Here is a 24,355-nt window from a genome sequence, read left to right as displayed (position 1 = left end):
AATATGGCTAAATACTCCAAACTCCGCAGAAGAGAAAATCTATTGGGCTATTTATTTATACTGCCGTGGATTTTAGGATTTCTCATCTTTACTGTTTTCCCTATGGGTTATTCTATATGGTTGAGTTTTACAAAGTGGAATTTATTTACCCCCCCCAGATGGGTAGGATTTGATAACTATGTGAAATTGTTAACTGAGGATCCTAAGTTCTGGCAGTCTTTAAAGGTTACTACTATTTATTCTATTTTCAGTATCCCATTGGGAATCTTAGGTTCTTTGAGTGTAGCCTTATTACTAAATCAGAAATTTAAAGGGGTATATATTTTCAGAACAATTTATTACTTACCTGCAGTTGTTTCAGGAGTTGCTGTATCTTTATTATGGAAATGGATTTTTAGTCCCGATTTTGGTCTTATAAACTTTGTATTATCTAAATTTGGCATTACAGGCCCTGGTTGGCTATCTGATCCTGCCTGGACTCTACCAGCTTATATTATCATGAGCCTGTGGGGAGTAGGTGGCGGTATGGTTATTTATCTAGCTGGACTTAATGATATTCCGGTTCAATTGTATGAAGCGGCAGAGATTGATGGGGCTAATAGGTGGCAAAAGTTTATTAAAATTACTTTACCCATGCTCTCTCCGGTGATTTTCTTTAATCTAATAATGGGAATCATTGGTGCGTTTCAGACCTTCACTCAAGCATATATTATGGGAGGCGCTGGTAATGCCGGGCTTTTTTATGTATTATACCTTTTTCAGAATGCCTTCAGTGATTTTAAGATGGGATATGCTTCAGCTCAGGCCTGGATTCTCTTTCTGATTATCCTTGTGCTAACTCTGTTAGTTTTCAAATCTTCAGATGCGTGGGTATTTTATCAGGGAGCGTTTAATGAGAATAAAAAAGGAGGCAAGAAAGAATGAGCCTTAAATCCAGCCAAAAAAAGCAAAAAAAATTGACTAAGATTATATGGTATATAGTGGTAAGTATTGGAGCATTGATCTTTTTATTACCCTTTTTCTGGATGGTTTCCACATCATTAAAGAGTGAAGCCGCAGTACTTCAATTTCCTCCGAAATGGATACCGGATCCAATTAAGTGGTCTAATTATATTGAAGCTTTGACCGTAGAACCCTTTGGACTTTTTTTAAAAAATACAGTGTTTATCACAGTAGTTGCCATGTTTGGTGAGATTTTGACAGCATCACTTGTTGCCTATGGATTTGCCAGATTTGACTTTAAAGGAAGAAATATTCTCTTTTTAATTTTATTATCTACAATGATGCTACCTGGTCAGGTAACTATGATTCCTGTCTTTATCATGTTTAGAAATTTTGGTTGGATTAATACTTTTAAACCCTTGACAATACCAGCTTATTTTGGTGGTGGAGCATTTTATATCTTTCTCTTGCGTCAGTTTTTTATGACTATTCCCCGAGAGTTGGATGATGCAGCCAAAATCGATGGTTGCAATGCTTTTCAAATTTACTATAAAATTATTTTGCCTTTATCCAAACCGGCCTTAGCGACTATAGCTATTTTCTCTTTTCAAGGCCACTGGAATGACTTTATGGGTCCTTTGATTTATCTCAATGATAAATCAAAATTTACTCTTGCTCTGGGTTTGAAAATGTTTCAAGGAATGTTTAAAACCCAGTGGAATCTTTTGATGGCAGCTTCAGTTGTTGTAATGCTTCCAGTACTGATACTCTTTTTCTGTTTCCAACGTCAATTCATCGAAGGGATTACTATGACAGGAATGAAAGGATAAATAGGATAAAGGGGGAATAAAGTATGGCAATTTTTGAATCAGGAAAAAAGCAAACATGTAAAGAACTACTCTTGGATTTTAAAAGTAAAAAGCAACAACTGAAAGGAGAAAAACTTCATTTTGTAGATGTCGATGGAAGAGATGTATACAATATAACTGCTCCTTTTGAAGATGCAGGGGAAATGGTTATTGCAGGAAGAGTTGAAGCAAGAGATAGTGAAGATTCTGAGGTTTTCTTTTTTGTTCAGGAAGATGGGTATTGGAGACCGAGAAAAAATGCCCCAAAATTTAGATTACAGGATCCCTTTGTAACAAAAATTTCAGGCGAACTGGTCTTTGGAGGTGTAGAAATTTTTCCACATCCGGAGATTGAAGGAGCATTGAGCTATAGAACTATATTTTATCGCGGAATAGATATCAATAGCTTGAAGAAATTTGCCATCGGGCCAGATGGTATGAAGGATATACGACTTGTAGAGCTAGCTGATGGAAAAATTGGGGTTTTTACAAGACCACAGGGGAAAATTGGAGGAAGAGGTCAAATTGGCTTTATAAAAATTGATTCTCTTGACCAGCTGAATATTGAAGTAATAAATAATGCAAAGTTACTCACAGAACAATTTATTGAAGAAGAATGGGGAGGCGCGAATGAACTGCATCTTCTATCTAATGGTTTAGTTGGAGTTTTGGGACATATAGCACGCTTTGATGAAGAGGGAAATAGACATTATTATCCCATGGTTTTTGCATTTGATCCTTTGACAGAGACGGCGTCATCAATGGAAATTATAGCAACCAGGGATAACTTTCCTCCTGGCCCGGCAAAAAGACCTGATTTAGTAGATGTATTATTTAGTGGTGGTCTAATAAGAATGGAGGATGGAAGAGCAGAATTATATGTGGGTGTAAGTGACGCAGAAGCCCATAAAATAGTAATTTCTGACCCGTTCCTGAAATATGAATAATATAGTGGTAACGGAGATCTTTTTTACTGGGGAGGGTATTCGATTGATCCATAATATTATTTTTGATTTAGGCAATGTCTTGCTAAATTTTAAACCTTTAGAGTATTTAACTCAAAAAGTTTCAGATTTAGAATTGGTTAATGATCTTTATCAGCAGATTTTTTGTAGTGAAGAATGGGTTATGCTTGACCGGGGTGTGATTACAATTGAGGAGGCAATTAAAAGAATTTGTTTGCGAAATCCGGAAAAAGTAAAGTTGATAGAAGAAATCCTATATGATTGGGAAAAGATTCTTACCCCGATAGAAGGTTCTGTTGAGATTTTACGACAACTTAAAGAAAAAAATTTTAACCTATATGTTTTATCAAATTTTCACCTTCGGGCTTTTGAAAAGGTTTCAACTGAAAATGAATTTTTTCAACTCTTTGATGGGATGATTATTTCGGCAAAGGTAAGATATCTTAAACCGGAACCGGAAATATATCAGTATTTAATTGAACACTTTAAAATTGATCCTGAGAGAACAATTTTTATTGATGATACAAGAGAGAATCTGGATGCTGCCAAAAAATTTGGTATTAAAACAATTCATTTTATATCTTCTTCAGATTTGTGTCAGGAATTAAAAAAATTGAAGGTGTTATAAGGATACCGGCATATTGGATATATTTCGAAATCTAGTAAGTATCATGCTGAATCAAATCGGGTAGGAGCAAATAGGTTTATCACCACTATGGGGCTCTGTTAACTGAACCTGATCTTAGAATTGGATTCTATGTAATTTAAGAGTACAGACCCTATCTGGGTTTGTGCTCTTTTTATATTTAAGGTTATATTGCAAAAAGTTAATTTTTCGTTTAAGGAGAAATTTTTCGAACCATCTAAAGCTCGACTTCAATCTTGCTAAGATGGTTTAACGAAAAATTTCTATGTCACTCAAAATTAGCTTTTTGCAGTATTATCATTTAAATAATTTTTGAGATAAGCTTTCAGATTAGAACCTTTTTAAATTTATTGGGTTTAGTTTTTCCTTTTAAGTTTTAGCAGGAAAAAATATTTTTGTTAGCGAAATAATAATAAAAAGAGTAAAAGGGGTGAGAGTAGATGAGTAGTAAGATGAAAGAAAAGGAACTTGTAGCTACTTTTTCTATTGTAGGCTTTGATCCAGAAACGGGTGAGTTAGGAATTGCAGTTCAATCCAAATTTTTAGCAGTGGGAGCAGTTGTACCCTGGGCTAGGGCCGGTGTAGGTGCTATAGCAACCCAATCCTGGGCCAATACCACCTATGGCCCTGAAGGTTTGCGTCTTTTAGAAGAGGGGTATAGTGTTGAAGAAGTGTTGGAGAAACTGACTTCTGCTGATGAAAATAAAAATCTTCGCCAGGTGGGTATTGTAGATGCTAAAGGGAACTCTGCGACCTTTACCGGAGAAGATTGTTTTGAATGGGCAGGGGGAATTGCTGGGCCCAATTTTGCAGCTCAGGGAAATATTTTGGTAAGTGAAGAAACTGTTAAGGCTATGGCTGATACCTTTGTCAATGTCAAAGGGCCTCTTGCTGATCGGTTAGTTGAGGCATTGGCGGCAGGACAGGCAGCTGGTGGAGATAGCCGCGGACGTCAATCGGCAGCTCTTTTGGTTGTAAAAGAGAAAGGGGGTTATAGTGGATTTAATGACCGCTATATTGATCTTCGAGTTGATGACCATCCTACCCCGATTAAAGAATTAAAGCGGCTTTTAAACCTCTTCTATCTCTATTTTAGAGAGACTGACCCTGATAAATTGGTTAAAATAGAAGGTGAACAATTAAAAGAGATTCAACAGATGTTGAAGAAACTGGATTTCTATCAGGGTGAGATTACCGGAGAATGGAATGAGGAATTCAAAGAATCTTTAAAGACTTTTTACATGAAAGAGAATTTTGAAGGCCGTATGCGGGAAGATGAGTATATTGACAGTGAAATACTGGATTATATGAGGTATAAAGCTGGATTGGTAAAATAAGTAAAACCCCGCCCGTAAAATGGGCGGGGAATTAATTTTTTAATACCAGGGAAATTATACTTTTTCGTAAGTTGTATAGATAATTTATAAAAAACTACACAAAGCTAATTTTGAGCGATGTTGAAATTTTTCATTAAACCATCTTAGTGAGATTTCAGTCGAAATAAGATCTCATCACAGGAAGTGATGAGCTAATCAAGGGCCAGTAGGGTCCGTTGATTAGTATACTTTATTTTGACTGAGATCGAACTTTAGATGGTTCAAAAAATTTCACATTAAAGCGAAAAATTAGCTTTGTGCAGTGCTCGAAGGGCATTTTGTTTAATTTTACAGAAATAGTTTAACAGTTGATTTATTGGGATAAAGTAGTAGAGATAATTCTTTTATAGTATTTTTGAGTCCAAATACATTGAATAAGACTGTTGAAGAGTAGGCAAAATAATAATGAAAAAAAATCTCAGGAGGTAAGAGAATATGGCATTAATCCCCTATGAGCCTTTCCGTCAATTAGAACAGTGGAGAAGAGATTTGGACAGATTTTTTACTGACTTCCCCAATCCTTTTGGACGGGATTTTAATTTGCCCCGGATTGATGTTTATGAAACAGATAATGAAGTTGTAGTTGAATGTGAAATTCCTGGAATTGAAAAGAAAGAAGATATTAATATTGATGTTGATGAGAACATTGTTACAATTAGCGGTACTATTAACAGGTATAATGAAATTCGTGAAGATCAAATGCATAGACGTGAGAGATTTACCGGAAGGTTCCAACGCTCTGTTGCATTACCTACCCGGGTTTCTGTTGAAGGTACTACTGCAACTTATAAAAATGGTATTCTTGAAGTCCGTATGCCAAAAGCTGCACAAGAGACAAGAAAAAGAATTGATGTTAAGTTTCAATAAGTTTGTATCAAAATTTTTTTCTTAGCTAAAAGCCTCTTAACTAAATTTTAAGAGGCTTTTTATATTATAGATTTGCTTGCTAACATAATCAACTAAAAGCAGGGAAGTTGTTACATTTTAGAGAATAACTTTTTGTGGTTGTCACAAATTCGTGAAATTTTTCATGTATGATTAAACTGCACAAAGCTAATTTTGAGTGATGTTGAAATTTTTCGTTAAACCACCTTAGTGAGATTTCAGTCAAAATATGGCCTCATCACTGGAATTGATGAGCTAATCAAGGGCCAGAAGGGCCCATTGATTAGGGAACCTTATTTCGATTGAAATCGAGCTTTAGATGGTTCGAAAAATTTCTCCTTAAGCGAAAAATTAGCTTTTTGTAGTAAAATCATGTATAATTTCATTGGTAAAATAGAATTAGGGTAAGGGAGTGTTGGTAAATGGATTATCAAGTAACTGTTATTCAAGAAATGGTACGAAATAAAAGTCAACTTATTGAAAGATTGAAAGAACAGATTGGGAGAGTTGTTGTAGGACAAAAAGAACTTGTGGATAGACTTTTGGTAGGACTTTTAGCCAATGGACATATTCTTTTAGAGGGGGTACCGGGTCTGGCCAAGTCTTTGTCTGTAGAAACCCTGGCCCGCTGTATCAATGCAAAATATCAGCGAATTCAGTTTACTCCCGATCTTTTACCTGCTGACCTGATAGGAACTTTGGTGTATAACCCACAAAGAGGAGAATTTATAACTAAAAAGGGGCCAATTTTTGCCAATATTGTCCTTGCAGATGAGATTAACCGTGCTCCAGCTAAAGTTCAAAGTGCTCTTTTGGAAGCTATGCAGGAAAAACAGGTGACTATCGGTGAGGAAACATTTAAACTACCCAGACCATTTTTGGTGCTGGCGACCCAGAATCCTTTAGAACAGCAGGGAACATATCCTTTACCTGAAGCTCAGTTGGATCGATTTATGTTGAAGGTAAAGATAACTTATCCTAAAAAATCTGAAGAGAAAGAGATTTTAAACCGGATGGCTTATACAAAAAGGGATTTAACAGTAGAACCGGTTATTAGCCCTGAAGAGATCATGGATCTGCGTAGTATTGTGGATCAGATCTATCTGGATGAAAAGATCAAAGATTATATTCTGGATCTGGTTTTTGCTTCCCGTGAACCTGGGGAATATGGGCTTAAAAACCTTGAAAATTTAATTGAATGCGGTGCATCACCTCGAGCCACCATTAGTCTTTGTCTTGCAGCAAAAGCCTATGCTTTTATCCAGGGCCGGGGTTATGTGATTCCACATGATGTGAAGACTATCGGAATGGATGTACTGCGCCATAGGATTGCTATTACTTATGAAGCTGAAGCAGAAGAGTTGACCCCAGAGGATATAATTCAGACTATTTTTGACGAGATTCCTGTTCCCTAAGGAAGGATGAGGACTATGGTTAATGAAGAGATATTAAAAAAGGTACGGAAGATTCAGATCAAAACCAATCGACTGGCAGATAATCTGCTTGCTGGTATGTATGCCAGTGCTTTTAAGGGAGTAGGGATTGAATTTAGCGAAGTACGCCAATATCTTCCCGGTGATGAGATTCGCTCCATAGATTGGAATGTGACAGCCCGGATGGGTCAGCCCTATGTAAAAGAATTTGAAGAAGAGCGGGAACAAACTATACTGTTGTTGGTCGATGCCAGTTCTTCTTTCAGGTTCGGTACTGTCAATCAATTAAAAAATGAATTGACAGCAGAAATATGTGCTCTTTTGGCCTTTTCTGCCATTGAAAATAATGATAAGGTTGGACTTGTTATATTTACTGACCAGATAGAAAAACATATTCCACCCCGGAAAGGAAGAAGGCATGTTCTAAGGGTAATTAGAGAACTTCTTTATTTTAAGCCAACTCATTATAGAACAGATATTAGCGGTGTATTGGAATATATAAACAAAGTAACTCATCGAAGTACCATCTGTTTTTTGATTTCTGACTTTATTGATAGTGGTTATGAAAAAGCATTTCAAATTGCTAGTAAACGTCATGATTTAATTCCCGTAACCATAACAGACCCTAAAGAAGAAGAATTACCTTCTGTTGGGTTAATAAACCTTAAAGATGCAGAGACCGGGGAGGAGATTTTGATTGATAGTTCAAATCAAAAGGTACGGGAAGAGTATAAACGGCGCTTTTTTGAAATGGTAGAATTTCGTAAAAAAGTCTTTGCTTCTGCTGGAGTTAGTTCTATTGATTTAAGAACCGATAGGGATTATGTTGATGTTTTAATGAAGTTTTTTAAAGCACGGAAGAATTGGATGCAGTGAGGGAGTTGGGGATTGATGCGACTTACAAAACAATCATTGGTTATAATTTTACTTATCTGCCTGATTGCTCTGCTTTTTTCTGGTGGAATGTATCTCTTAAGAAAACCAAAATTTAAAGGGCCAATTCAGGCAGATTTAAAATTAAACCGGGAAGCTTTTTTGATTGGTGATGAGATGATTGTAACCCTCACAGTTTTAACAAAACCAGGCTATACTGTAGAGATGCCGGTGATTTCTCCACCTAAAGGTGTTGAACTTAAAAGAAAAGAGAAAAAAGGGCCAGATAAAAAATGGGGAATAGTCCATTATGAAGATAGATATTGTTTTATGACTTTTGAACCTGGGAAGTATCAACTACCAGAAATTGTAGTTAAATACACAACTCCTGAAGGTGAAAAAAAAGAATGGATTGTACCAGGTTTAACTCTGGTGGTGGAGAGTTTATTATCTGAAGATGCTAAAGATATTCGGGATTTAAAACCGGTGGAAAATGTGTCGTCAAATCAACTTATTTATTACCTTTTGGCAGGTTTGATTCTTCTAGGTATGATTGGTTATTTAATTTTCCGCCATTTGAAAAAGAAGAACGATATAGAGATAGTTAAAGAAACTTCTTTACCGGCCCATGAGATTGCTTATCAACGTCTGGCAGAGCTTGAAGCTTCAGATTTATTGGAAAAGGGAGAGATTGACCGCTACTTTACAATTCTTTCTGAGATTGTCCGGGAATATATTGAAAATCGTTTTGGGGCTAAGGCCCGGGAGATGACTACTCAGGAGTTTTTAGAACAAGCCATACGAAAATTGGAATTGGCTTTGGAGCATCAGGAGTTACTTAAAAAATTTTTATACCAATCCGATCTGGTTAAATATGCCCGACATATCCCCGCATATGAGGAGATCGAACAGGCCTTTAAGACAGCCAGACGTTTTGTAGATGAAACTAGATTTGTAGAAGAAGGGGGAGAGGAAGATGTATAGGAATCTGATCTTTAAAAATCCACTTTTTCTGCTCTTGATTCTCCTCATTCCCCTAATTTTCTGGTTGAGTCAGAAAAGAAAAAATGAAGCCAGTTTACATTTTCCATCTTTAGTTCACTTAAAACAGATGCCCCGCTCATTAAAAGTCAGGTTTCAGCCCTTAATACCTCTACTTAGGGCATTGGTATTGATTTTACTTATTATTGCACTGGCCCGTCCTCAGTTGGGTGTTAGAAAAGAGCGGGTGATAGAAGAAGGGATTGATATAATCCTTGCTATTGATGTATCTACCAGTATGCTGGCTGAAGATTTTACGATAGATGGTAAGCGATATAATCGATTAGATATAGTAAAGCGGGTGCTTGAGGATTTTATCCCACGACGATTTAATGATCGATTGGGAATGGTGGTATTTGCTGGTAGACCGTATACTGTAGCACCATTGACCTGGGATCAGGACTGGTTGCTTCAACGTCTTGCAGAACTTGAAATAGGTATGGTTGAGGATGGAACTGCCATTGGTTCAGCTATTATGACATCCCTAAACAGGCTGAAAGATTCTGAAGCAAAAAGTAAAGTTCTCATTCTACTTACTGATGGTAAAAATAATAGAGGAGAGATTCAGCCTGAAGTTGCAGCCGAAGCTGCTAAAGCTTTGGGTATTAGAATTTATACTATAGGGGCTGGGAGCAGAGGCCCTGTCCCCTATCCGGTACAGGATTCCTTTGGACGTAAATTCTATCAAAAAGTCAGAATTGATATTGATGATGAACTTTTAACAGAGATTGCTGAAAAAACAGGAGGGCATTATTACCGGGCGACAGATACGGAAGAACTTTATAAGGTTTATGAAGAGATAGATAAACTGGAAAAATCAAAGATTGAGATGACGGAATTCTATCGTTATAAAGAATTTTATCCATATTTTATCCTCTGGGCATTGATATTCCTTAGTATTGAGATAATTTTAAAAAATACGGTGATGAGGCGATTACCATGAGATTTGAAAACCAACAATATATATATTTATTTAGTTTAATACCTATTTTGATTGGCTTTTTTGTCTGGAGTTTAAGAAAACGTCGTAAAGATCTTAACTATTTAGCTAATTCACCTTTATTGGAAAAATTATTAATCAATTATCGCCCCTGGGAGGAGAAATTGAGAGCTGGATTGTTAATTATGGGAATTTTATTCTTGCTTATAGCTCTCTTAGGACCTCAGTGGGGCTTCCATTGGGAAACGGTGACCCATCGAGGAATTGATATTATCATTGCTGTGGATGCCTCCAAAAGTATGCTGGCAGAAGATGTGCGCCCTAATCGGCTGGAAAGGGCCAAACTTTTAATTCAGGACTTGCTTGACCGGTTGGAAGGAGACCGGGTGGGTCTGGTTACCTTTGCAGGAACCAGTTTTTTACAGGTGCCTTTAACAATTGACTATAATGCGTTTATGCAGGGAGTTCAAGCTCTTTCACCTGAAATAATGCCCCAGGGAGGAACAGCTATTGGGGAAGCAATTAAAAATGCTCTTGAGGCTTTTACCAATGCAGGGGCGGAAAACAAAGTTCTGTTTCTCATTACAGATGGAGAGAACCATCAGGGTGATCCTGTTAAGATGGCTGAAAAAGCAGCAGAAGAAGGAATTCAGTTAATTATTATTGGCATGGGGACAACTTCTGGAGAATTAATCCCTATAGTTGAGGATGGTCATCGTCAATTTTTGAAAGATAAAAATGGTAATGTGGTTAAGTCTAAGTTAAATGAAAAGCTTTTAAAAGAGATGGCTGCTGGTGCTGGTGGTGTTTATATTTCAGGTGCAGATATTGCTGGACTGGATTCTATTTATGATAGATTTATCGGAAAGTTGAAAAAGACAGAGTTTAGTACTACCCGGAAAAAGAAGTATCATAAGCGGTATCAAATCTTTCTTTTGATGGGGATCATCTTAATTGGTGCTGAGATGTTGATAGGAGTAAAAAAGGGGGTTCACTCATGAGAGGAAAATTTATCCCGGTTGTTTTGATTTTAATATTACTGGGAACAGGTTTTACCTTTAATAGCTGGCAAAATGAGTTGACCCGGGGTAATAAGGAACTGGCCCGGGGCCAGCTTGAAAAAGCAATCGAAGCCTATAGACAAGCTTTAGTGGACGCCCCTGATGAACCTGTGGTTCACTATAATCTAGGTCATGTACTCTATAAAAAAGAAGACTTTGCTGGTGCTGAAGACCACTTTAAGAAAGTACTAAATTTGAGTAAGGATAAAGAACTCCAAAATCGAGCCGAATATAATTTGGGAAATACGGTTTATCGTCAGGGAGAAGCTTTCCTTAAAGAAAATCCTCTAGAAGCTATAAATAAGTTTGAGACAGCGTTACAGCACTATCAGAATGTAATCAAAGCTAACCCTAAAGATAAAGATGCCAAATTTAACTATGAATTTGTAAAAAAGAAACTTAAAGAGTTGAAGGATCAGATGGAGAAAAATCGGGAACAGAATCAAAATAAAGAGCAAAACCAAAAGAATAAACAGAATCAATATGACCACCAGGGTCAAAAAGACCAAAAGAACCAAAATGATCAGAAGAAAGAACAACTTAAAAATCAGCAAAATTCTCATAATAACCAGCAAAATTCAAAAAAAGAGGAGAGCCAAGATACTCAACTGCAGAATGAAGATTCTAAAGATCAATCAAAACAGGATAAAGAATCAGTTGGTGCTAATCAAAAGGAAGAGGCTGAAGAAAAACAGGAATTTATTCCAATGCAGGGATTGACAAAAGAAGAAGTACTTAAGCTCTTAGAACAGTTTAAAAATCAGAATGGAGAATTTATTCCAATTCAACTATATCAGGATAAAAGCCAGTATTCTACTGATAAAGATTGGTAATTATAAAAGAATAAAATGCCCTTCGGCACTAAATCTTATTTTACTGCAAAAAGCTAATTTTTCGCTTAAGGAGAAATTTTTCGAACCATCTAAAGCTCGATTTCGGTCGAAATAAGCCACTCTAATCAATGGGTCATCCTGACCCTTGATTAGTTCATCAATCCTCATATGAGGTCTTATTTCGACTGAAATCTCACTAAGATGGTTTAACGAAAAATTTCTGTGTTGCTCAAAATTAGCTTTTTGCAGTTTAATCATACCAAATGTTATCCGCAACCTGCGAAAAAGTATAATTTCCTAAACATTGAAAAATCACTCCTGAAGGAGATGATTATATGAAGAAAAATTACATGGTACTACTAGTAATATGTATTTTTATTCTATTATTAAGCCTACCTGTGTTAGCAAAAGAAATCCAGGTCAATGCCTTTGTAAGTGAGAGTAGAGTTGAAGTAGGTCAGTCTCTGACTTTAACAGTTCAAATTCAGGGGGATTTGAATTCTCCTGCCCCTGATATTCAGATTCCAGATTTTAAGGTTCAATATTATGGCCCCAGTACCCAGGTTTCCATCGTTAATGGAAAAAAAACCGAATCGGTGAGTCATCTCTATTCATTGATCCCTTTAAAGACCGGAAAGTTAGAGATTCCACCTATTGAGGTAAAAGTCAGGGGAAAAAAATATTATACTCAGCCAATTCAGATTATTGTAGAGGAACGGGGCCAGGGGAAGAATAGGACTTTAGAAGAGAAATTGAAAGATTTAATTTTTCTGGAGGTTGAATTAGACCGGAAACGGGTTTATATCAATGAAGAGATTCCGCTGACCATTAAACTTTTCTTTCATAGGGATATTGAACTTACAAATATCCATTACCCGGAATTAGATTTGAAAAATTTTCTTTTAAAGCCTTTTAGAGAGCCGGTTAAAAGTATGGAGATACGAAATGGTCAATATTATTATGTTTATCCATTTAAAACTACTATTCAACCTATCTCTAAGGGAGAGTATAAGATTGGCCCTGTGATATTAAAAGCAGATGTGGTAATACCGCGGCGAAGCAGAAGTACTAGTTTTTTTGATAGTTTTTTCAGTACAGATTATGATCTGTATCCGTTAAATTTACTTTCAGAAGAAATAACTCTTAAGGTTCTGGATTTTCCTCTTGAGGGGAGGCCTGCCAATTTTAAAGGGGCTATTGGCCGCTTTAACATGGAAGTTACGATAACTCCAGATCAGGTAAAACTGGGAGAACCGGTAACTATACGGACTCGAATTACTGGAAAGGGTAATTTTAACACTGTTACTGCTCCTGAACTTGAAAAAAATTCCCAATTTAAATATTATGATCCTCAAACGGTAAGTACAAAATCAGGCGAATCAGGGATTGGGGAGAAAGTATTTGAACAAGTGGTGATTCCAAAATCAAAAGTCAAAGCTCTGCCCGTAATTTCTTTCAGTTATTTTGATCCTGAGGAAGAAAAGTACCATACCATTGAGCACGGGCCTATTCCTATTCAGGTTATTGGAACAGGTGAAAAGACAAGCCAGGTGATGGATTATAGTAAGAAAGAAGGTAAAGAGCAGGTTGTTGGTCAGGATATTCTTTACATTAAAAGTAATACTGGGCGATTTATGCCGGTGGGTCAAACTATTTTAACCTCTTATTATTTTTGGGGTTATAATCTGGCTGTTTTAATAGTTTTGATTGTTGGAGTGATATTATATTGGAAACTAAATCGGGAGACTTTGGCGGAGCGGAAGAGAAAAGAAGCTAAGGCTAGAATACAAAAACTTTTAAAAGAAGGAGAAAAGCTGCTTAAAAAAGGAGAGAAAGATGAATTTTATAATACTATTTATCAGGCAGTACAGAATTATTTTAAGGAATATTTCCAGATTGCAATTACAGGGATTTCTGATTATGAGACTGATCGTTTGTTAAAGGCTGGCTTATCATTAGAGTTAATTGAGGAGATTAAAGAATTTTATCGCGAGATAGATGAAAAAAGATTTGCCGGTTCTTTTAGTACTGAGGCTGATATGGAGCGAATGTTAAAGAAAGCCCGTACTATCATATCACAGATTGAAAAAGGGGAGGTGGCGTAAGATGTTAAAAACAGTAAAAATATTATCATTGGTTATAGTGATTCTCTTATTTTTTGCCATCTCCAGTAGTTATGCTGAAAATGATGAAATATATTCTAATCTTCATTCATTATTTTATAAGGCCAACAGTTATTATGAAGATGGTAACTTTGAAAAAGCAGTTCAGACTTATCAGCATATTTTAAATACCGGTTATGTCAGTGGAGAGCTTTATTATAATTTGGCCAATGCTTACTACAGAATGGGGGAAAAGGGAAAAGCTTATTTAAATTATTTAAGAGCCAGATATTTCATTCCCCGCGATCCTGATCTTCGTTCAAATCTGGAATATCTTAAAAAGGAGTTACAATTATCAGATGCAGGAAAGGGCTGGTTGATACGGTTTACTAATTGGTTGACGGATTATTTAACTTTACGTGAGCTGGCTTTATTGACCAGTGTCTTTTATACCTTAATAGTAATATTGATTATGCTGTGGTTATTTATTCCCAAACTGAGGCAGTATCTCAAAATTCCGGTATTTATAGTTTTACTATGTTTTATTTTATTCTCTGTCGGAACAGGACTCAGTGCATACTGGCGTTATTTTACAAATCCAGCCATTGTTGTGGTTAAAGAGACAGTAGCCCGTTTTGAGCCATCTTTGATGGGGGAAGTTCATTATACTTTAACTGAAGGAGATTCTGTTGAGGTTGAGACTATCCGTAATGGATGGTTCTTAATTCGGCGATATGATGGGAAAAAAGGTTGGGTACAGGATAAAGAGGTTGATTCTTTGTGGCTAAAATTTCAAAAATAAATTCGGCCTGGCCCGGATTTATTTGTTTAACCTTTCGCCTGAGATAACAAGGGCGAAAGGTTTTTTATATTGTATCTGAGTGAAGTACTTAAGTGAAAAATATTAAAATTATCAAGGTAAAAATCAATTATTTTAATATTAACTTTTAAAATTTTAAAGATTTTTCTTGAAATCTATTGACAAGGGGGAGAGAAAAAAATATAATAAAATTAACAAAGTTGATTTTTATATTAAAAAAATTAAAGATTGAATGAGAAATAGTTACATATAGGGGTTAAAAAGATTAAAAAAATTAAAGTAATTATATATTAAGGGGGTGTTTAAAATGTTACAGGAGTTAATATTTACCTATGAGATTGAATGGAAAAGAAAAAAGTTAGATAGTGGCTTGATAAAATAGAATTTTGAAGAAATTATAAAAAGATTATTGATCTGGGAAAGGAGATAATTTTTTAAAGAATTTTTCAACATTTTTAACAATAATAATTATTTTCAATGAAATTACAAATAATATTCAGATAGATGTAAAAAGTCGGATTTACCGGTGTTTTTTTCTTTTTAGCGTTATTGAAAATGGTTATTAATTTCAAAAGAAGTTTTATTCCAGACACCATTCTCCCCGTTTAAAAATCCACATCCATTGTTCAGGATTTTTAAGAATCCATCTTTCAATAAAATTGATACATTTTTGTAGATCAGGAGTTAAATCTTCAGTAGAAGATTTTAAAGTTAAAGCTGGTTCGATAATTATGTGGTGTCTATTACCTTTCCTGTATGTATGGATTGGTAGTAGAGCCGCGTTATATTTTCGGGCAAAAAGTACTGGTCCGGCAGGAATTCTGGTAGGATGGCCAAAGAAATTCACCGTAGTTTTGCCCAATTGATAGTGATCGGCGAAGATAAGAAGTGTACCATTATTGGTGAGTATTTCTTTTATCTTTTCTCTGTCCAATTCCTGTGTCCATAAAATACGGGTTCCCCAGAGGGTACGCTGGTGGTTTAAGAGATTATTCAAATCTGATTCTGGTTGTTTCCATGTCAGAGCATAAGGTTTTTTAATACCTAAAAGGGGTAATCCACTGATCAAAAGTTCCCAGTTTCCAATGTGGGCACTTAATAAAATTATTCCCTGTCCGGATTTGTGAATTTTCTGATAGTGTTCTATACCTTCAATTTTGATTAAATTAGACCACTCTTTTTTTAATTGATCAAAACGGGCTATTTCAAAGATGGTCTGAAGTAGGTGTTTAAAGTTGGCTTTTACCAGTTTATCTACTTGAGGATTATCTAAAGGTAAGTGCAAGGCAGAAGCAATTGCATTATGAATTTCCTGTCTATGATGGCTTTTTTCATGAAGAGAGTAAGCCAGGCGGCTTAATAGAGAACTTAAGATGGGGATAGAAGATGATGGTAATAGATTTGTAATTTTGTGAATAATTTTGGCTGAATTCATGATAAACTCTCCTTAAAGATTTTGTTATAGTTATTCTACCGGAAAATTATAGGGGTTGTCAACATTTCAAAAGACCAGGCAGAATGCCTGGCCCTTAGAGTTTAATCTTTCCGAAGGATTAAAGATTAATAATCTACTTCTATTCCACGTTCGATTAAGGTGTTGATTGCCTCTAAATCTGGAGAGCCTTCTGTTAAATCCAGTGAATTGTAACGAATGTCAAGATAATCACCGAAATTTAGACCTGTATTTTCTACTAAAGGAGTCAGGTCATTAATTTGATTGGAATTAAGATTGAGCCATTCAAGGTAATTCAGGTTTTTAAGGGGGGTTATATCTTCGATTAGATTGGAACTTAAATCAAGTGATGATAGAAATATTAGGTTAGTTAGTGGTGTAATATCTTTAATTTGAATCTCAACAAGACGTAAATATTCAAGTGATGTACACTCAGCTAATGGACTAATATCAGTAATACGGTTGTAATCCAGGACTAATTTCTTTAAATATTTTGGGTCTATAATTAATGTTGTGAAGAAAAAATTATAAAAAATAAAAAGGCATTTGCTGGCTCCGTTGAATTAATTAGTTGCGAACTAAAAACCAAAGAAAGGAGTCCAGCAAATGCAATATAATAATATCATAAAATTTCTTGATTTGCCAGACATTATTGCAACTGAAATTATTTCAACGGAGGACAGATATATTTTTATCGCTGAAGCAAAGAAAAATCACATTGTGTGTCCTCAGTGTGGTAATATCACTAATAAAATCCATGATACAAAATGGCAAAATATTAGAGACATCCCCATAAGAGGTAAACTAGTAATCATTAGACTTCTAAAAAAAAGATATCGTTGTCCTTATTGTCATAAGAGGGGTATCCCTGAAAAATATGAAAGTATTGATAAATATGCCCGTAAAACCAAACGCTTTGATAAATATCTTGCTAAAGAAACTGTCAGCAAGGATTATTCTAAAGTTGCTAGAGAAAACGGGTTAAGTTATACAGCTGTTAATAATGCAGTTAAAAAAGTAGTTGACCCTCTCATTAAACAACAAGTTTCAAAACTTAGTCAATTAAAAGCCATCAGTATCGATGAATTTGCAGTTTTAAAACGCCATAAATATGGAGTTAGCATTACAGATCCAATTAATCGGGAGTTAATTGACATTTTACCTACTCGCAAAAAGGATGATTTAATTGACTACTTTAATTGTTGGGAAGATGAACAAAGACGACAGATTCAATCGATCTCTATGGATATGTGGCGGCCGTTCAAAGCAGTAGCAGATGCAGCATTTACTCATGCAAAAATTGTTATAGATAAATTTCATCTTGTAACTTTAATGAACAGAGCCCTTGATGAAGTTAGAAAACAAGTTCAACAAACAGTAAATAATCATCAGAGAAGAAAGTTTTTTCAAAGTCGTTTATTACTCCAAAAACGAGCTGAAGAATTGACAGATGAAGAACATGAAAAGCTCATCAAATTATTTGAACTCAGTCCAGCTCTAGAAAAGGCCTGGGAATTAAAAGAGGAATTCAGAGACCTATTGCAGCTAGATGATGTGAAAGAAGCCACCAGAGCTCTAAAAAGGTGGTATAAAGAAGTAATAAAAAGCAAGCTGATGCCTTTTTACCAGGTAAAAAAGATAATACAAAGATGGGAAGAAAAAATACTAAATTATTTTAAGAATAAGATAACCAATGGCTTTGCTGAGGGTATCAATAACAAGATTAAATTGATCAAAAGGATTGGATATGGTGTTCCAAATGTTATGAATCTAAGGAGAAGAGTATTTAATGCAATGTTAAGTTATTAAATTTAAATGTTTATTTCAAAATCAATTTACCAATCAATTCAACGGAGCCAACTTATCTTTCACAACATTTGACGGAGAGCCAATATTTTTTGTTGCTAAGGATAGAAATATCGGAAATCAAGTTATAAGAAAGGTCTAAATATTCTAAATATAACATATTTTTCAAAGGAGAAATGTCTGTTATTTTATTATCACTAAGCCGTAATGTCTTTAGATTAACCATCCCTTCTAATGGTTGAATGTCACTAATTCCAGAAGTATCAGATAAATTTAGAATTTCCATTTTTGTTAAGTTTGCCAAAGGAGTTATATCACTGATTGGATTTTCATCCAAACAGAGAATTTCTAAATTAGTCAGGTTTTGTAAAGGAGATAGGTCAGAAATTTGGTTATAAGATAAATATAATTCAGTAAGTTGGGTTAAATTTGATAGAAAACTTATATCTGAAATTTGAAGATACTCTGCATCAAGTTTTTTTAGCTGAACTAATTCCGAAATGGGTGAAAGATCAACAATGGGGTTGTTATATAAATAAAGTGTTTCTAATTTTACTAAATTATTTAGAGGTGTAATATCTGTGATTTGATTTTCACCCAGTCCCAGAAGTATTAATTCTGTTAAATTTGCTAATAGACTGATATTTTGGATTTGATTATAATTCAGATATAAATATTCCAATTTTGTAAGGTTGGCTAAAGGAGTCAAGTCAGAGATATAATTGTCATCAAGATTTAAGTATGATAAATTGGTACAATATTCTATTCCGGCTAAATTAAAAATCTTTTTTTTCATCGGCAGAAAGAGAATATAGAGATTCCAGTTCAAAAGGATAGAGAGGACCTTCAAATTTTTGCAGTTCCTCACGAATAACAGCTTCTAGATTTGGATCAGCGAATTCTACAGGAGATTCAACGGTTATTTCTACACTACAGGAAATATCACCAACACTTGCTGTTAGTGTTCCAGTTCCAGCAGCAGTTGCTGTAAAAGTAGTACAAACTCCACTTTCAGGATTAACTGTTCCAATTTCACCTGTCACAACCCATGTGGGATTTATTTCTATTTCATTTCCGTATTGATCTTTTCCAACAACTTGAAATTCTTGTGTCTGGTTTAGTCCTATTCTTACAGAAGAAGGTGTAATGCTTAAACTTGTTAAAACATTATTTTCCACAATAGTTATAGATGCACTTGCTGATAATACTCCTGAACTTACAGTTAAAGTAGCTTTACCCGGACTTGTAGCGGTGAAAGTGGTAGTACTTCCAGTGGTTGAACTAAGAGTTCCAATATTGGAGCTTAGAGTCCAGGATGGATTAAATTTTATTACATTTCCATTTTGATCCTTACCGATTGCTAAAAATTCCTGGGTTTCACCGGGGTGTAATGTGATTTGAGTGGGAGATAGTTCGATTGATTTCAATGTATTTGTTGTATTAATACACCCTCCCAAAATTAAAGTTAGAATTATCAGCAAATACCCAATTTTACTTTTCAATTTAAACCACTCCCTTATTTAGTAAAAAATATATATTGTGAATATATTCGCATATATTAAACTTTTCCTTCAAATAGTTCAAAGAATAATTAAAAAATAGGAGTAAATTAATCAATATGCATCATCTGATAAAACTTTTTAAAATAGGTGAATACTGAATATTTAGGAAATTCAACTTAAATAGTAAAATTTATTTTAATTTTTTCTTCAGTAGTTTATCTTTAAGATTAAAGGTTAAATGCTTTGAAAAAGATTTGAAAGAGTGATAATAATCACAGTAAAAAGTGACATATATCATCGCTAGTTATCCCTTTCTGAAACTATAATGGAGGTGTAAGGTGAAAGTCCCCCATTTTAATTAATCCCGACTCAATAAATTTAGGGGAAAAGATTTAGAATATCAAAAATCAAAAAATACCAAAGGAGGAGAGTTAAGGATGTTTTGTTATCAATGCGAACAGACTCCAAAGGGTGGCTGTACAAAAGTAGGTGTTTGTGGTAAGAATGAGGATATTGCAAGTCTGCAGGATACTATTATCTTCGGTTTGAAAGGTGTAGCTGCATACGCAACGCACGCACGTCAATTGGGTTATACTGATCCAGAAATTGATGCTATTATTCAGGAAGCACTTTATATTACATTAACCAATGTAAACTTTAACTTACAGGAGCATATCGATATGGCTCTGAAAGTGGGTCAGGCAACTGTAAAGGTAATGGATCTTTTAGATAAAGCTCATACTTCAAAACTTGGTGTACCATCTCCGGTTACTGTAACCGAAGACAAAGTTGAAGGACATTGTATACTGGTTACTGGTCATAATCTGTATGCTTTAAAGAAATTGTTGGAACAAAGTGAAGGTAAAGGTGTTAATATCTATACCCACTCAGAAATGCTGCCAGCTCATGGTTATCCAGAATTGCGTAAATATAAGCATCTTAAAGGAAATGTAGGTAAAGCATGGTATGATCAGCGTAAACTCTTTGAGGAGTTCCCTGGAGCAATTTTGGGTACAACAAACTGTATCATGCCAATTAAAGGTAGCTATTCTGATCGTTTCTTTGCTTATGATGTAGCAGGTTTAGAGGGTGTGCAAAAGATTGAAAATGATGATTTTACTCCTATTATCGAAAAAGCTCTTTCTTTACCAGAGGCCAATATGGATTCTGATAAGACCCTTGTAACCGGTTTCCATCATGAGACAGTACTCTCTATTGCTTCAGAGATCATTGATGCTGTAAAGAGTGGTAAGATTCGTAAGTTCTTTGTAATTGCTGGTTGCGATGCTCCTGGTAAAGGTGGCGAATACTACAGAGAATTGGCAACATCTCTACCAGAAGACTGTGTAATTCTTACTACTTCCTGTGGTAAGTTTAGATTTAATGATATAGATTATGGTACTGTACCAGGAACCAATATCCCACGCTATATTGATCTTGGTCAGTGCAATAACTCTATCTCTGCAGTCAAGATTGCAGTAGCTTTAGCAGAAGCTTTTGATTGCTCTGTTAATGATCTGCCTTTAAATATTGTACTTTCCTGGTTTGAACAAAAAGCCGTTGCAATTCTTCTGGGTCTCTTCAGCCTGGGTATAAAGAATATCTATATCGGGCCTAAAGCACCTGAGTTTTTAACTCCTGGTGTAGTTGATGCACTGGTTAAAAACTTTGGTCTGAAATTGACAGGTGATGTTAAGGAAGATTTGAAAGAAATGTTGGGTGAATAATTACTAATAGTAATCCTGGTCATGTAATTTTAAACCTCCGTTTCTCTAAAAAGAGAGACGGAGGTTTTTCTTTTTTTATGATTTTACTGCAAAAAGCTAATTTTTCGCTTCAAAAGAAATTTTTCAAACCATCTAAAATTCGATTTACAAAATTAGCTTTTTGAAGTTTGATTATTTATGAGTTTTGGTGGATTTTTTAAAGAGTAGTGTATAATATTTTGTGTAAATCTCACATAAATAAAAAAGAGAATCCTCTTTGAAAGGTTGAAGTAATTGTTTGCCGAACAAAAATCTCAACCTAAAGGAAGATTCCACTTATGAATAGTATACTTCAATGGCAGGTCAAGTAGATTTAGATAGTTTATTAACTGATTTGATTAAAGAATTTTTTCAAACGCTCTTTAAGGCTGAATTGAATGAATTTTTAAAATTATGAAAAAATATGACCCTACAAGAAGAAATTCAGGTAATAGTCGTAATGGTTATTACACTCGCAGTTTTAAAACCAAATATGGCAATATTCGGGATTTAAAGGTACCACGAGATAGAAATGGTGAATTTAAAACTGTTCTTTTTGAGCTTTATCAGCGTTGTGACAATTGGTTGGAAGAAATTGTATGCCAAAGGTCTCAGTATCAGAGATATTGCTGAAACTATTGAAAAAATGTACGGTACTAAATATAGCGCATCATCTGTCAGCAATTTAACAGATGTTGCTTTAGAAGAACTGAATAAATGGCATCAACGTAAATTCAAAAGGCGTTATAGCGTTCTATACACTGATGGTATGAGTGTAAAGTTGCGTCGTGAGTATGTTGACAATGAATTTGTATATGTGATCATTGGCATCGATGAAGAAGGTTATAGAGAGATTTTTGATTTCTATATAGGAGCTTCAGAATCTTCTGCTCTCTGGGAAGAAGTTTTGTTAAGTTTAAAGTCCAGGGGACTGGAAGAAGTTTTATTGGGTGTCATGGATGGTCTTCTGGGATTGAAGGATGCATTTCTCAAAGTTTATTCTAAAGCTGACATACAACGGTGTATTGTGCATAAGGTTAGAAACACTATAACTAAAGTACGTAAAAAGCATGTAAACGAGATAACAGAAGATTTAAAAACCATTTATAATGCTCCTGACATGGAATATGTCAGAAAGGCATTAGAGGAATTTTGCAATAAATGGGGACAAATTTACCCTAAAGTTACTCAAAGTTGGTGGGATGGACAAAACGAAATAAGTATCTATCTGCGATTCGTAGGGCAATCTATACTACCAACTGGATAGAAAGAGCTATTAAAGAGCTTCGTAAAAGGTTAAATCTAGTTAACAGCTTATCAACTGAGACAGTAGCTGAGAGGATTATTTATTTGAAAGTTATTAACTATAATGCCAAATGGAGTAACCGAAACATGAAAGGATTTTTAAGTGCTAAAGAACAATTACAACAACTTTTCAAAGAGCGTTATGGATCTTGAGAATTTATTTATACAAAATTCTTGACATCATCTATTGATATTCAACACAAAATATAGTACAATAAATAAAATAATGTAATTAATTAGATTAATATTTAGAAAATATTAAAACAGATATTATTAATCCACACATTCAAATCTTTCCGGTCTGATCCCCTAAAATTGGAGATTATGCAACAAAAGATTTTGCATTCATAGAGTTGCTCGTTGCTGCTTCATAATACTGATTTGAAGTTATAAAGTTTAAACTTTCATGCCGTTTCCGACGATTATAATATTTTGTGTAATTTGTCACTATATCATAAACTTCCATAAAACTGCTGAATTCATTTATTCCATAACATTTTTTCTTCAGGATTGAATGAAATGATTCAATGTGAGTATTCATATTCGATGTTTTAACTGGTATTCTTTCATATTTTATCCCTAGAAACTTAAATGTATTTGCAAATTTATTTGATATAAACTGCGGATCATTATCCGTTCTGATTACAGGTATATTCATTCCCTTCGCGATTTATCTTTTTCTCAGTGCATTTTTTAGTACTCTACAAGCATTATCAGCAGTACAGGATAAACCTATCTGATAATCTATAATTGAACGGTTAAAAACATCAATTAAAGAAGTTAAAAGAAAAACTGATCTGTACCGCTTATGTATCTATAATTTAATATCCATTTCCTACAGTTGGTTTGGTGAGGTTACTTTCGTTTGTTTAGCTATCTTGCGAGACGACCTTTTTTAAGCTTACGTTGGGGTTTTAATATATTTAATTCCTTACACAATCTATAAACTTTTTTGTGATTTATTCTAAGGCTATAATCTTCCCTGAGACAAACTGTTAATTTCCCATATCCATAAGGGAATCCGTCACCTTCGACCAGCTCCAAAAGCCATTCTTTGATTTGGCCGTCCGAAATTTTTATTCCCTGGATGGTTAAGGAATAACCCGGAATGGGTTTACCGGGTAGTTTGAATGTTTTTATTTCTTGATGTTTGGGTTCTTTGGATATATTCTCATAATAAGTGGAAGGAGTTAAGCCGACAAAACCGAGGATAAGGCTACCTCTAGCTAAATATCCCTTATCTATTCACTTTTTAGCTATAGCAACTTTGTCGGCTACTGAGGGTTTACCTTATCCCTCAAATCTCTTAAAACTGCTAATTCTAACTCCTTTTCAGCAGGGAGTTTTTTAAGCCTATCATTTTCAGTATTCAAGTCTACTAACTACTTCGGAGTACCTTGATTCAGCGTTTTGCTGTTTGAATTCATCAGAGTATTTTCTGCGTTTTATAAATTAAAAACCCCCTTCGATTACCATTATATCATCGTCGTATTCTTTATCCAAATCGATTAGGGGGCTAGATTGTTTCCACCCAAAACATAAAACTATATATTTATCAAAAGCCCTTAATGATTGTGTAATATTATTAGAATCACAAAAATCCCAGAAAGGGCTGTAATTAGATGAGTTGAGGAAGGTTGATACAAATTTTTTCTACCAATTTTATGTTGAAAAGAACTGTGGTTTTTTGTTCATCAAAACATCTTTAAATTTAGAAAAATTGATAAAATGCCTTCAATGGTTAGAGTTTAAAATCTCGAATTATAAATTAAATGCTAT

20 protein-coding genes and 2 pseudogenes are annotated in these 24,355 nt (G+C 34.8%); 17 read left to right on the top strand and 5 right to left on the bottom strand.

Annotation, left to right across the window (positions count from 1 at the left end):
• The first annotated feature begins 3 nt into the window (after positions 1–3).
• The 14 genes from BBF96_RS07605 to BBF96_RS07540 all read left to right on the top strand — a co-directional run bounded on the left by BBF96_RS07605 (position 4) and on the right by BBF96_RS07540 (position 14,747).
• On the top strand, positions 4–924 hold the full coding sequence (locus BBF96_RS07605; protein WP_127016580.1) for a carbohydrate ABC transporter permease: 921 nt from the start codon (positions 4–6) through the stop codon (positions 922–924).
• Positions 921–1,772, top strand: coding sequence for a carbohydrate ABC transporter permease (locus BBF96_RS07600; RefSeq protein ID WP_127016579.1), 852 nt, complete (start codon positions 921–923; stop codon positions 1,770–1,772). Before BBF96_RS07605 ends, BBF96_RS07600 begins: the two co-directional genes overlap by 4 nt.
• A 23-nt stretch (positions 1,773–1,795) precedes the next feature.
• On the top strand, positions 1,796–2,737 hold the full coding sequence (locus tag BBF96_RS07595; protein ID WP_127016578.1) for an MTP-1 family protein: 942 nt from the start codon (positions 1,796–1,798) through the stop codon (positions 2,735–2,737).
• Between the two features lie 43 nt (positions 2,738–2,780).
• Positions 2,781–3,383 (top strand): HAD family hydrolase, encoded by a 603-nt coding sequence (locus tag BBF96_RS07590; protein WP_127016577.1) that lies wholly within the window; start codon positions 2,781–2,783, stop codon positions 3,381–3,383.
• A gap of 458 nt (positions 3,384–3,841) precedes the next feature.
• Positions 3,842–4,738, top strand: a complete 897-nt coding sequence (locus tag BBF96_RS07585) for a DUF1028 domain-containing protein (RefSeq protein WP_205665745.1) — start codon at positions 3,842–3,844, stop codon at positions 4,736–4,738.
• Between the two features lie 474 nt (positions 4,739–5,212).
• Entirely contained in the window at positions 5,213–5,644 is a 432-nt protein-coding gene (locus tag BBF96_RS07580; RefSeq protein WP_127016576.1) for an Hsp20/alpha crystallin family protein, read from the top strand.
• Positions 5,645–6,114: 470 nt separating this feature from the next.
• Positions 6,115–7,077: an AAA family ATPase gene (locus tag BBF96_RS07575; RefSeq protein ID WP_418655016.1), complete on the top strand. Its 963-nt coding sequence runs from the start codon at positions 6,115–6,117 to the stop codon at positions 7,075–7,077.
• Between the two features lie 6 nt (positions 7,078–7,083).
• Entirely contained in the window at positions 7,084–7,971 is an 888-nt protein-coding gene (locus tag BBF96_RS07570; RefSeq protein WP_205665744.1) for a DUF58 domain-containing protein, read from the top strand.
• 15 nt (positions 7,972–7,986) lie between these two features.
• Positions 7,987–8,952, top strand: coding sequence for a hypothetical protein (locus BBF96_RS07565; protein WP_127016574.1), 966 nt, complete (start codon positions 7,987–7,989; stop codon positions 8,950–8,952).
• Positions 8,945–9,952, top strand: coding sequence for a vWA domain-containing protein (locus BBF96_RS07560; RefSeq protein ID WP_205665743.1), 1,008 nt, complete (start codon positions 8,945–8,947; stop codon positions 9,950–9,952). Before BBF96_RS07565 ends, BBF96_RS07560 begins: the two co-directional genes overlap by 8 nt.
• Positions 9,949–10,950 carry a vWA domain-containing protein gene (locus BBF96_RS07555; RefSeq protein ID WP_127016573.1) on the top strand — a complete coding sequence of 334 codons (1,002 nt, stop codon included), beginning with the start codon at positions 9,949–9,951 and terminating at the stop codon, positions 10,948–10,950. The genes BBF96_RS07560 and BBF96_RS07555 overlap by 4 nt, the downstream gene beginning before the upstream one ends.
• The gene (locus tag BBF96_RS07550) at positions 10,947–11,843 is read left to right on the top strand and encodes a tetratricopeptide repeat protein (RefSeq protein WP_127016572.1); all 897 of its coding nucleotides are present in this window, start codon (positions 10,947–10,949) and stop codon (positions 11,841–11,843) included. Before BBF96_RS07555 ends, BBF96_RS07550 begins: the two co-directional genes overlap by 4 nt.
• Positions 11,844–12,178: 335 nt before the next feature.
• Positions 12,179–13,948: a BatD family protein gene (locus BBF96_RS07545; RefSeq protein ID WP_127016571.1), complete on the top strand. Its 1,770-nt coding sequence runs from the start codon at positions 12,179–12,181 to the stop codon at positions 13,946–13,948.
• 1 nt (position 13,949) lies between these two features.
• Complete coding sequence (locus BBF96_RS07540) at positions 13,950–14,747, top strand: SH3 domain-containing protein (protein ID WP_127016570.1); 798 nt, start codon at positions 13,950–13,952, stop codon at positions 14,745–14,747.
• 598 nt (positions 14,748–15,345) lie between these two features.
• Here the strand turns inward: BBF96_RS07540 and BBF96_RS07535 are convergent.
• Positions 15,346–16,200 carry a lysophospholipid acyltransferase family protein gene (locus tag BBF96_RS07535; protein WP_127016569.1) on the bottom strand — a complete coding sequence of 285 codons (855 nt, stop codon included), beginning with the start codon at positions 16,198–16,200 and terminating at the stop codon, positions 15,346–15,348.
• Between the two features lie 125 nt (positions 16,201–16,325).
• Positions 16,326–16,721, bottom strand: a complete 396-nt coding sequence (locus BBF96_RS17395) for a leucine-rich repeat domain-containing protein (RefSeq protein ID WP_418655015.1) — start codon at positions 16,719–16,721, stop codon at positions 16,326–16,328.
• A gap of 103 nt (positions 16,722–16,824) precedes the next feature.
• On the opposite strand from BBF96_RS17395, the gene BBF96_RS07525 reads away from it, so the two are divergent.
• A complete protein-coding gene (locus BBF96_RS07525) occupies positions 16,825–18,027 on the top strand; it encodes an ISL3 family transposase (RefSeq protein WP_127016568.1) in 1,203 nt (400 codons plus the stop codon).
• A 52-nt stretch (positions 18,028–18,079) separates the two neighbouring features.
• On the opposite strand, the gene BBF96_RS07520 is transcribed toward BBF96_RS07525, so the two are convergent.
• A complete protein-coding gene (locus BBF96_RS07520) occupies positions 18,080–18,853 on the bottom strand; it encodes a leucine-rich repeat domain-containing protein (protein WP_164730953.1) in 774 nt (257 codons plus the stop codon).
• On the bottom strand, positions 18,801–19,526 hold the full coding sequence (locus BBF96_RS07515; RefSeq protein ID WP_164730952.1) for a hypothetical protein: 726 nt from the start codon (positions 19,524–19,526) through the stop codon (positions 18,801–18,803). Before BBF96_RS07515 ends, BBF96_RS07520 begins: the two co-directional genes overlap by 53 nt.
• Positions 19,527–19,963: 437 nt before the next feature.
• Here BBF96_RS07515 and hcp point away from each other — a divergent pair, with 437 nt between their 5' ends.
• Both hcp and BBF96_RS17390 read left to right on the top strand, forming a co-directional pair.
• Entirely contained in the window at positions 19,964–21,253 is a 1,290-nt protein-coding gene (hcp, locus tag BBF96_RS07510; RefSeq protein ID WP_127016565.1) for a hydroxylamine reductase, read from the top strand.
• Between the two features lie 334 nt (positions 21,254–21,587).
• Positions 21,588–22,729 (top strand): annotated as a pseudogene (locus tag BBF96_RS17390) (IS256 family transposase).
• Positions 22,730–22,898: 169 nt separating this feature from the next.
• Here the strand turns inward: BBF96_RS17390 and BBF96_RS16865 are convergent.
• Positions 22,899–23,958: pseudogene (locus BBF96_RS16865) on the bottom strand (transposase); the annotation flags it as partial.
• Between the last annotated feature and the right edge of the window lie 397 nt (positions 23,959–24,355).

Source organism: Anoxybacter fermentans, from assembly GCF_003991135.1.
GTDB lineage: Bacteria > Bacillota > Halanaerobiia > DY22613 > DY22613 > Anoxybacter > Anoxybacter fermentans.
The sequence above is the reverse complement of the archived record's forward strand: the minus strand, read 5'-3'. Positions and strand labels throughout refer to the sequence as shown.

Coding starts and splice junctions, on each gene's coding strand:
- BBF96_RS07580 (WP_127016576.1), top strand. CDS start 5,213: ATGGCATTAATCCCCTATGAGCCTTTCCGTCAATTAGAACAGTGGAGA.
- BBF96_RS07600 (WP_127016579.1), top strand. CDS start 921: ATGAGCCTTAAATCCAGCCAAAAAAAGCAAAAAAAATTGACTAAGATT.
- BBF96_RS07535 (WP_127016569.1), bottom strand. CDS start 16,200: ATGAATTCAGCCAAAATTATTCACAAAATTACAAATCTATTACCATCA.
- BBF96_RS07525 (WP_127016568.1), top strand. CDS start 16,825: ATGCAATATAATAATATCATAAAATTTCTTGATTTGCCAGACATTATT.
- hcp (WP_127016565.1), top strand. CDS start 19,964: ATGTTTTGTTATCAATGCGAACAGACTCCAAAGGGTGGCTGTACAAAA.
- BBF96_RS07540 (WP_127016570.1), top strand. CDS start 13,950: ATGTTAAAAACAGTAAAAATATTATCATTGGTTATAGTGATTCTCTTA.
- BBF96_RS07570 (WP_205665744.1), top strand. CDS start 7,084: ATGAGGACTATGGTTAATGAAGAGATATTAAAAAAGGTACGGAAGATT.
- BBF96_RS07585 (WP_205665745.1), top strand. CDS start 3,842: ATGAGTAGTAAGATGAAAGAAAAGGAACTTGTAGCTACTTTTTCTATT.
- BBF96_RS07545 (WP_127016571.1), top strand. CDS start 12,179: ATGAAGAAAAATTACATGGTACTACTAGTAATATGTATTTTTATTCTA.
- BBF96_RS07555 (WP_127016573.1), top strand. CDS start 9,949: ATGAGATTTGAAAACCAACAATATATATATTTATTTAGTTTAATACCT.
- BBF96_RS07550 (WP_127016572.1), top strand. CDS start 10,947: ATGAGAGGAAAATTTATCCCGGTTGTTTTGATTTTAATATTACTGGGA.
- BBF96_RS07560 (WP_205665743.1), top strand. CDS start 8,945: ATGTATAGGAATCTGATCTTTAAAAATCCACTTTTTCTGCTCTTGATT.
- BBF96_RS07595 (WP_127016578.1), top strand. CDS start 1,796: ATGGCAATTTTTGAATCAGGAAAAAAGCAAACATGTAAAGAACTACTC.
- BBF96_RS07575 (WP_418655016.1), top strand. CDS start 6,115: ATGGTACGAAATAAAAGTCAACTTATTGAAAGATTGAAAGAACAGATT.
- BBF96_RS07565 (WP_127016574.1), top strand. CDS start 7,987: ATGCGACTTACAAAACAATCATTGGTTATAATTTTACTTATCTGCCTG.
- BBF96_RS07605 (WP_127016580.1), top strand. CDS start 4: ATGGCTAAATACTCCAAACTCCGCAGAAGAGAAAATCTATTGGGCTAT.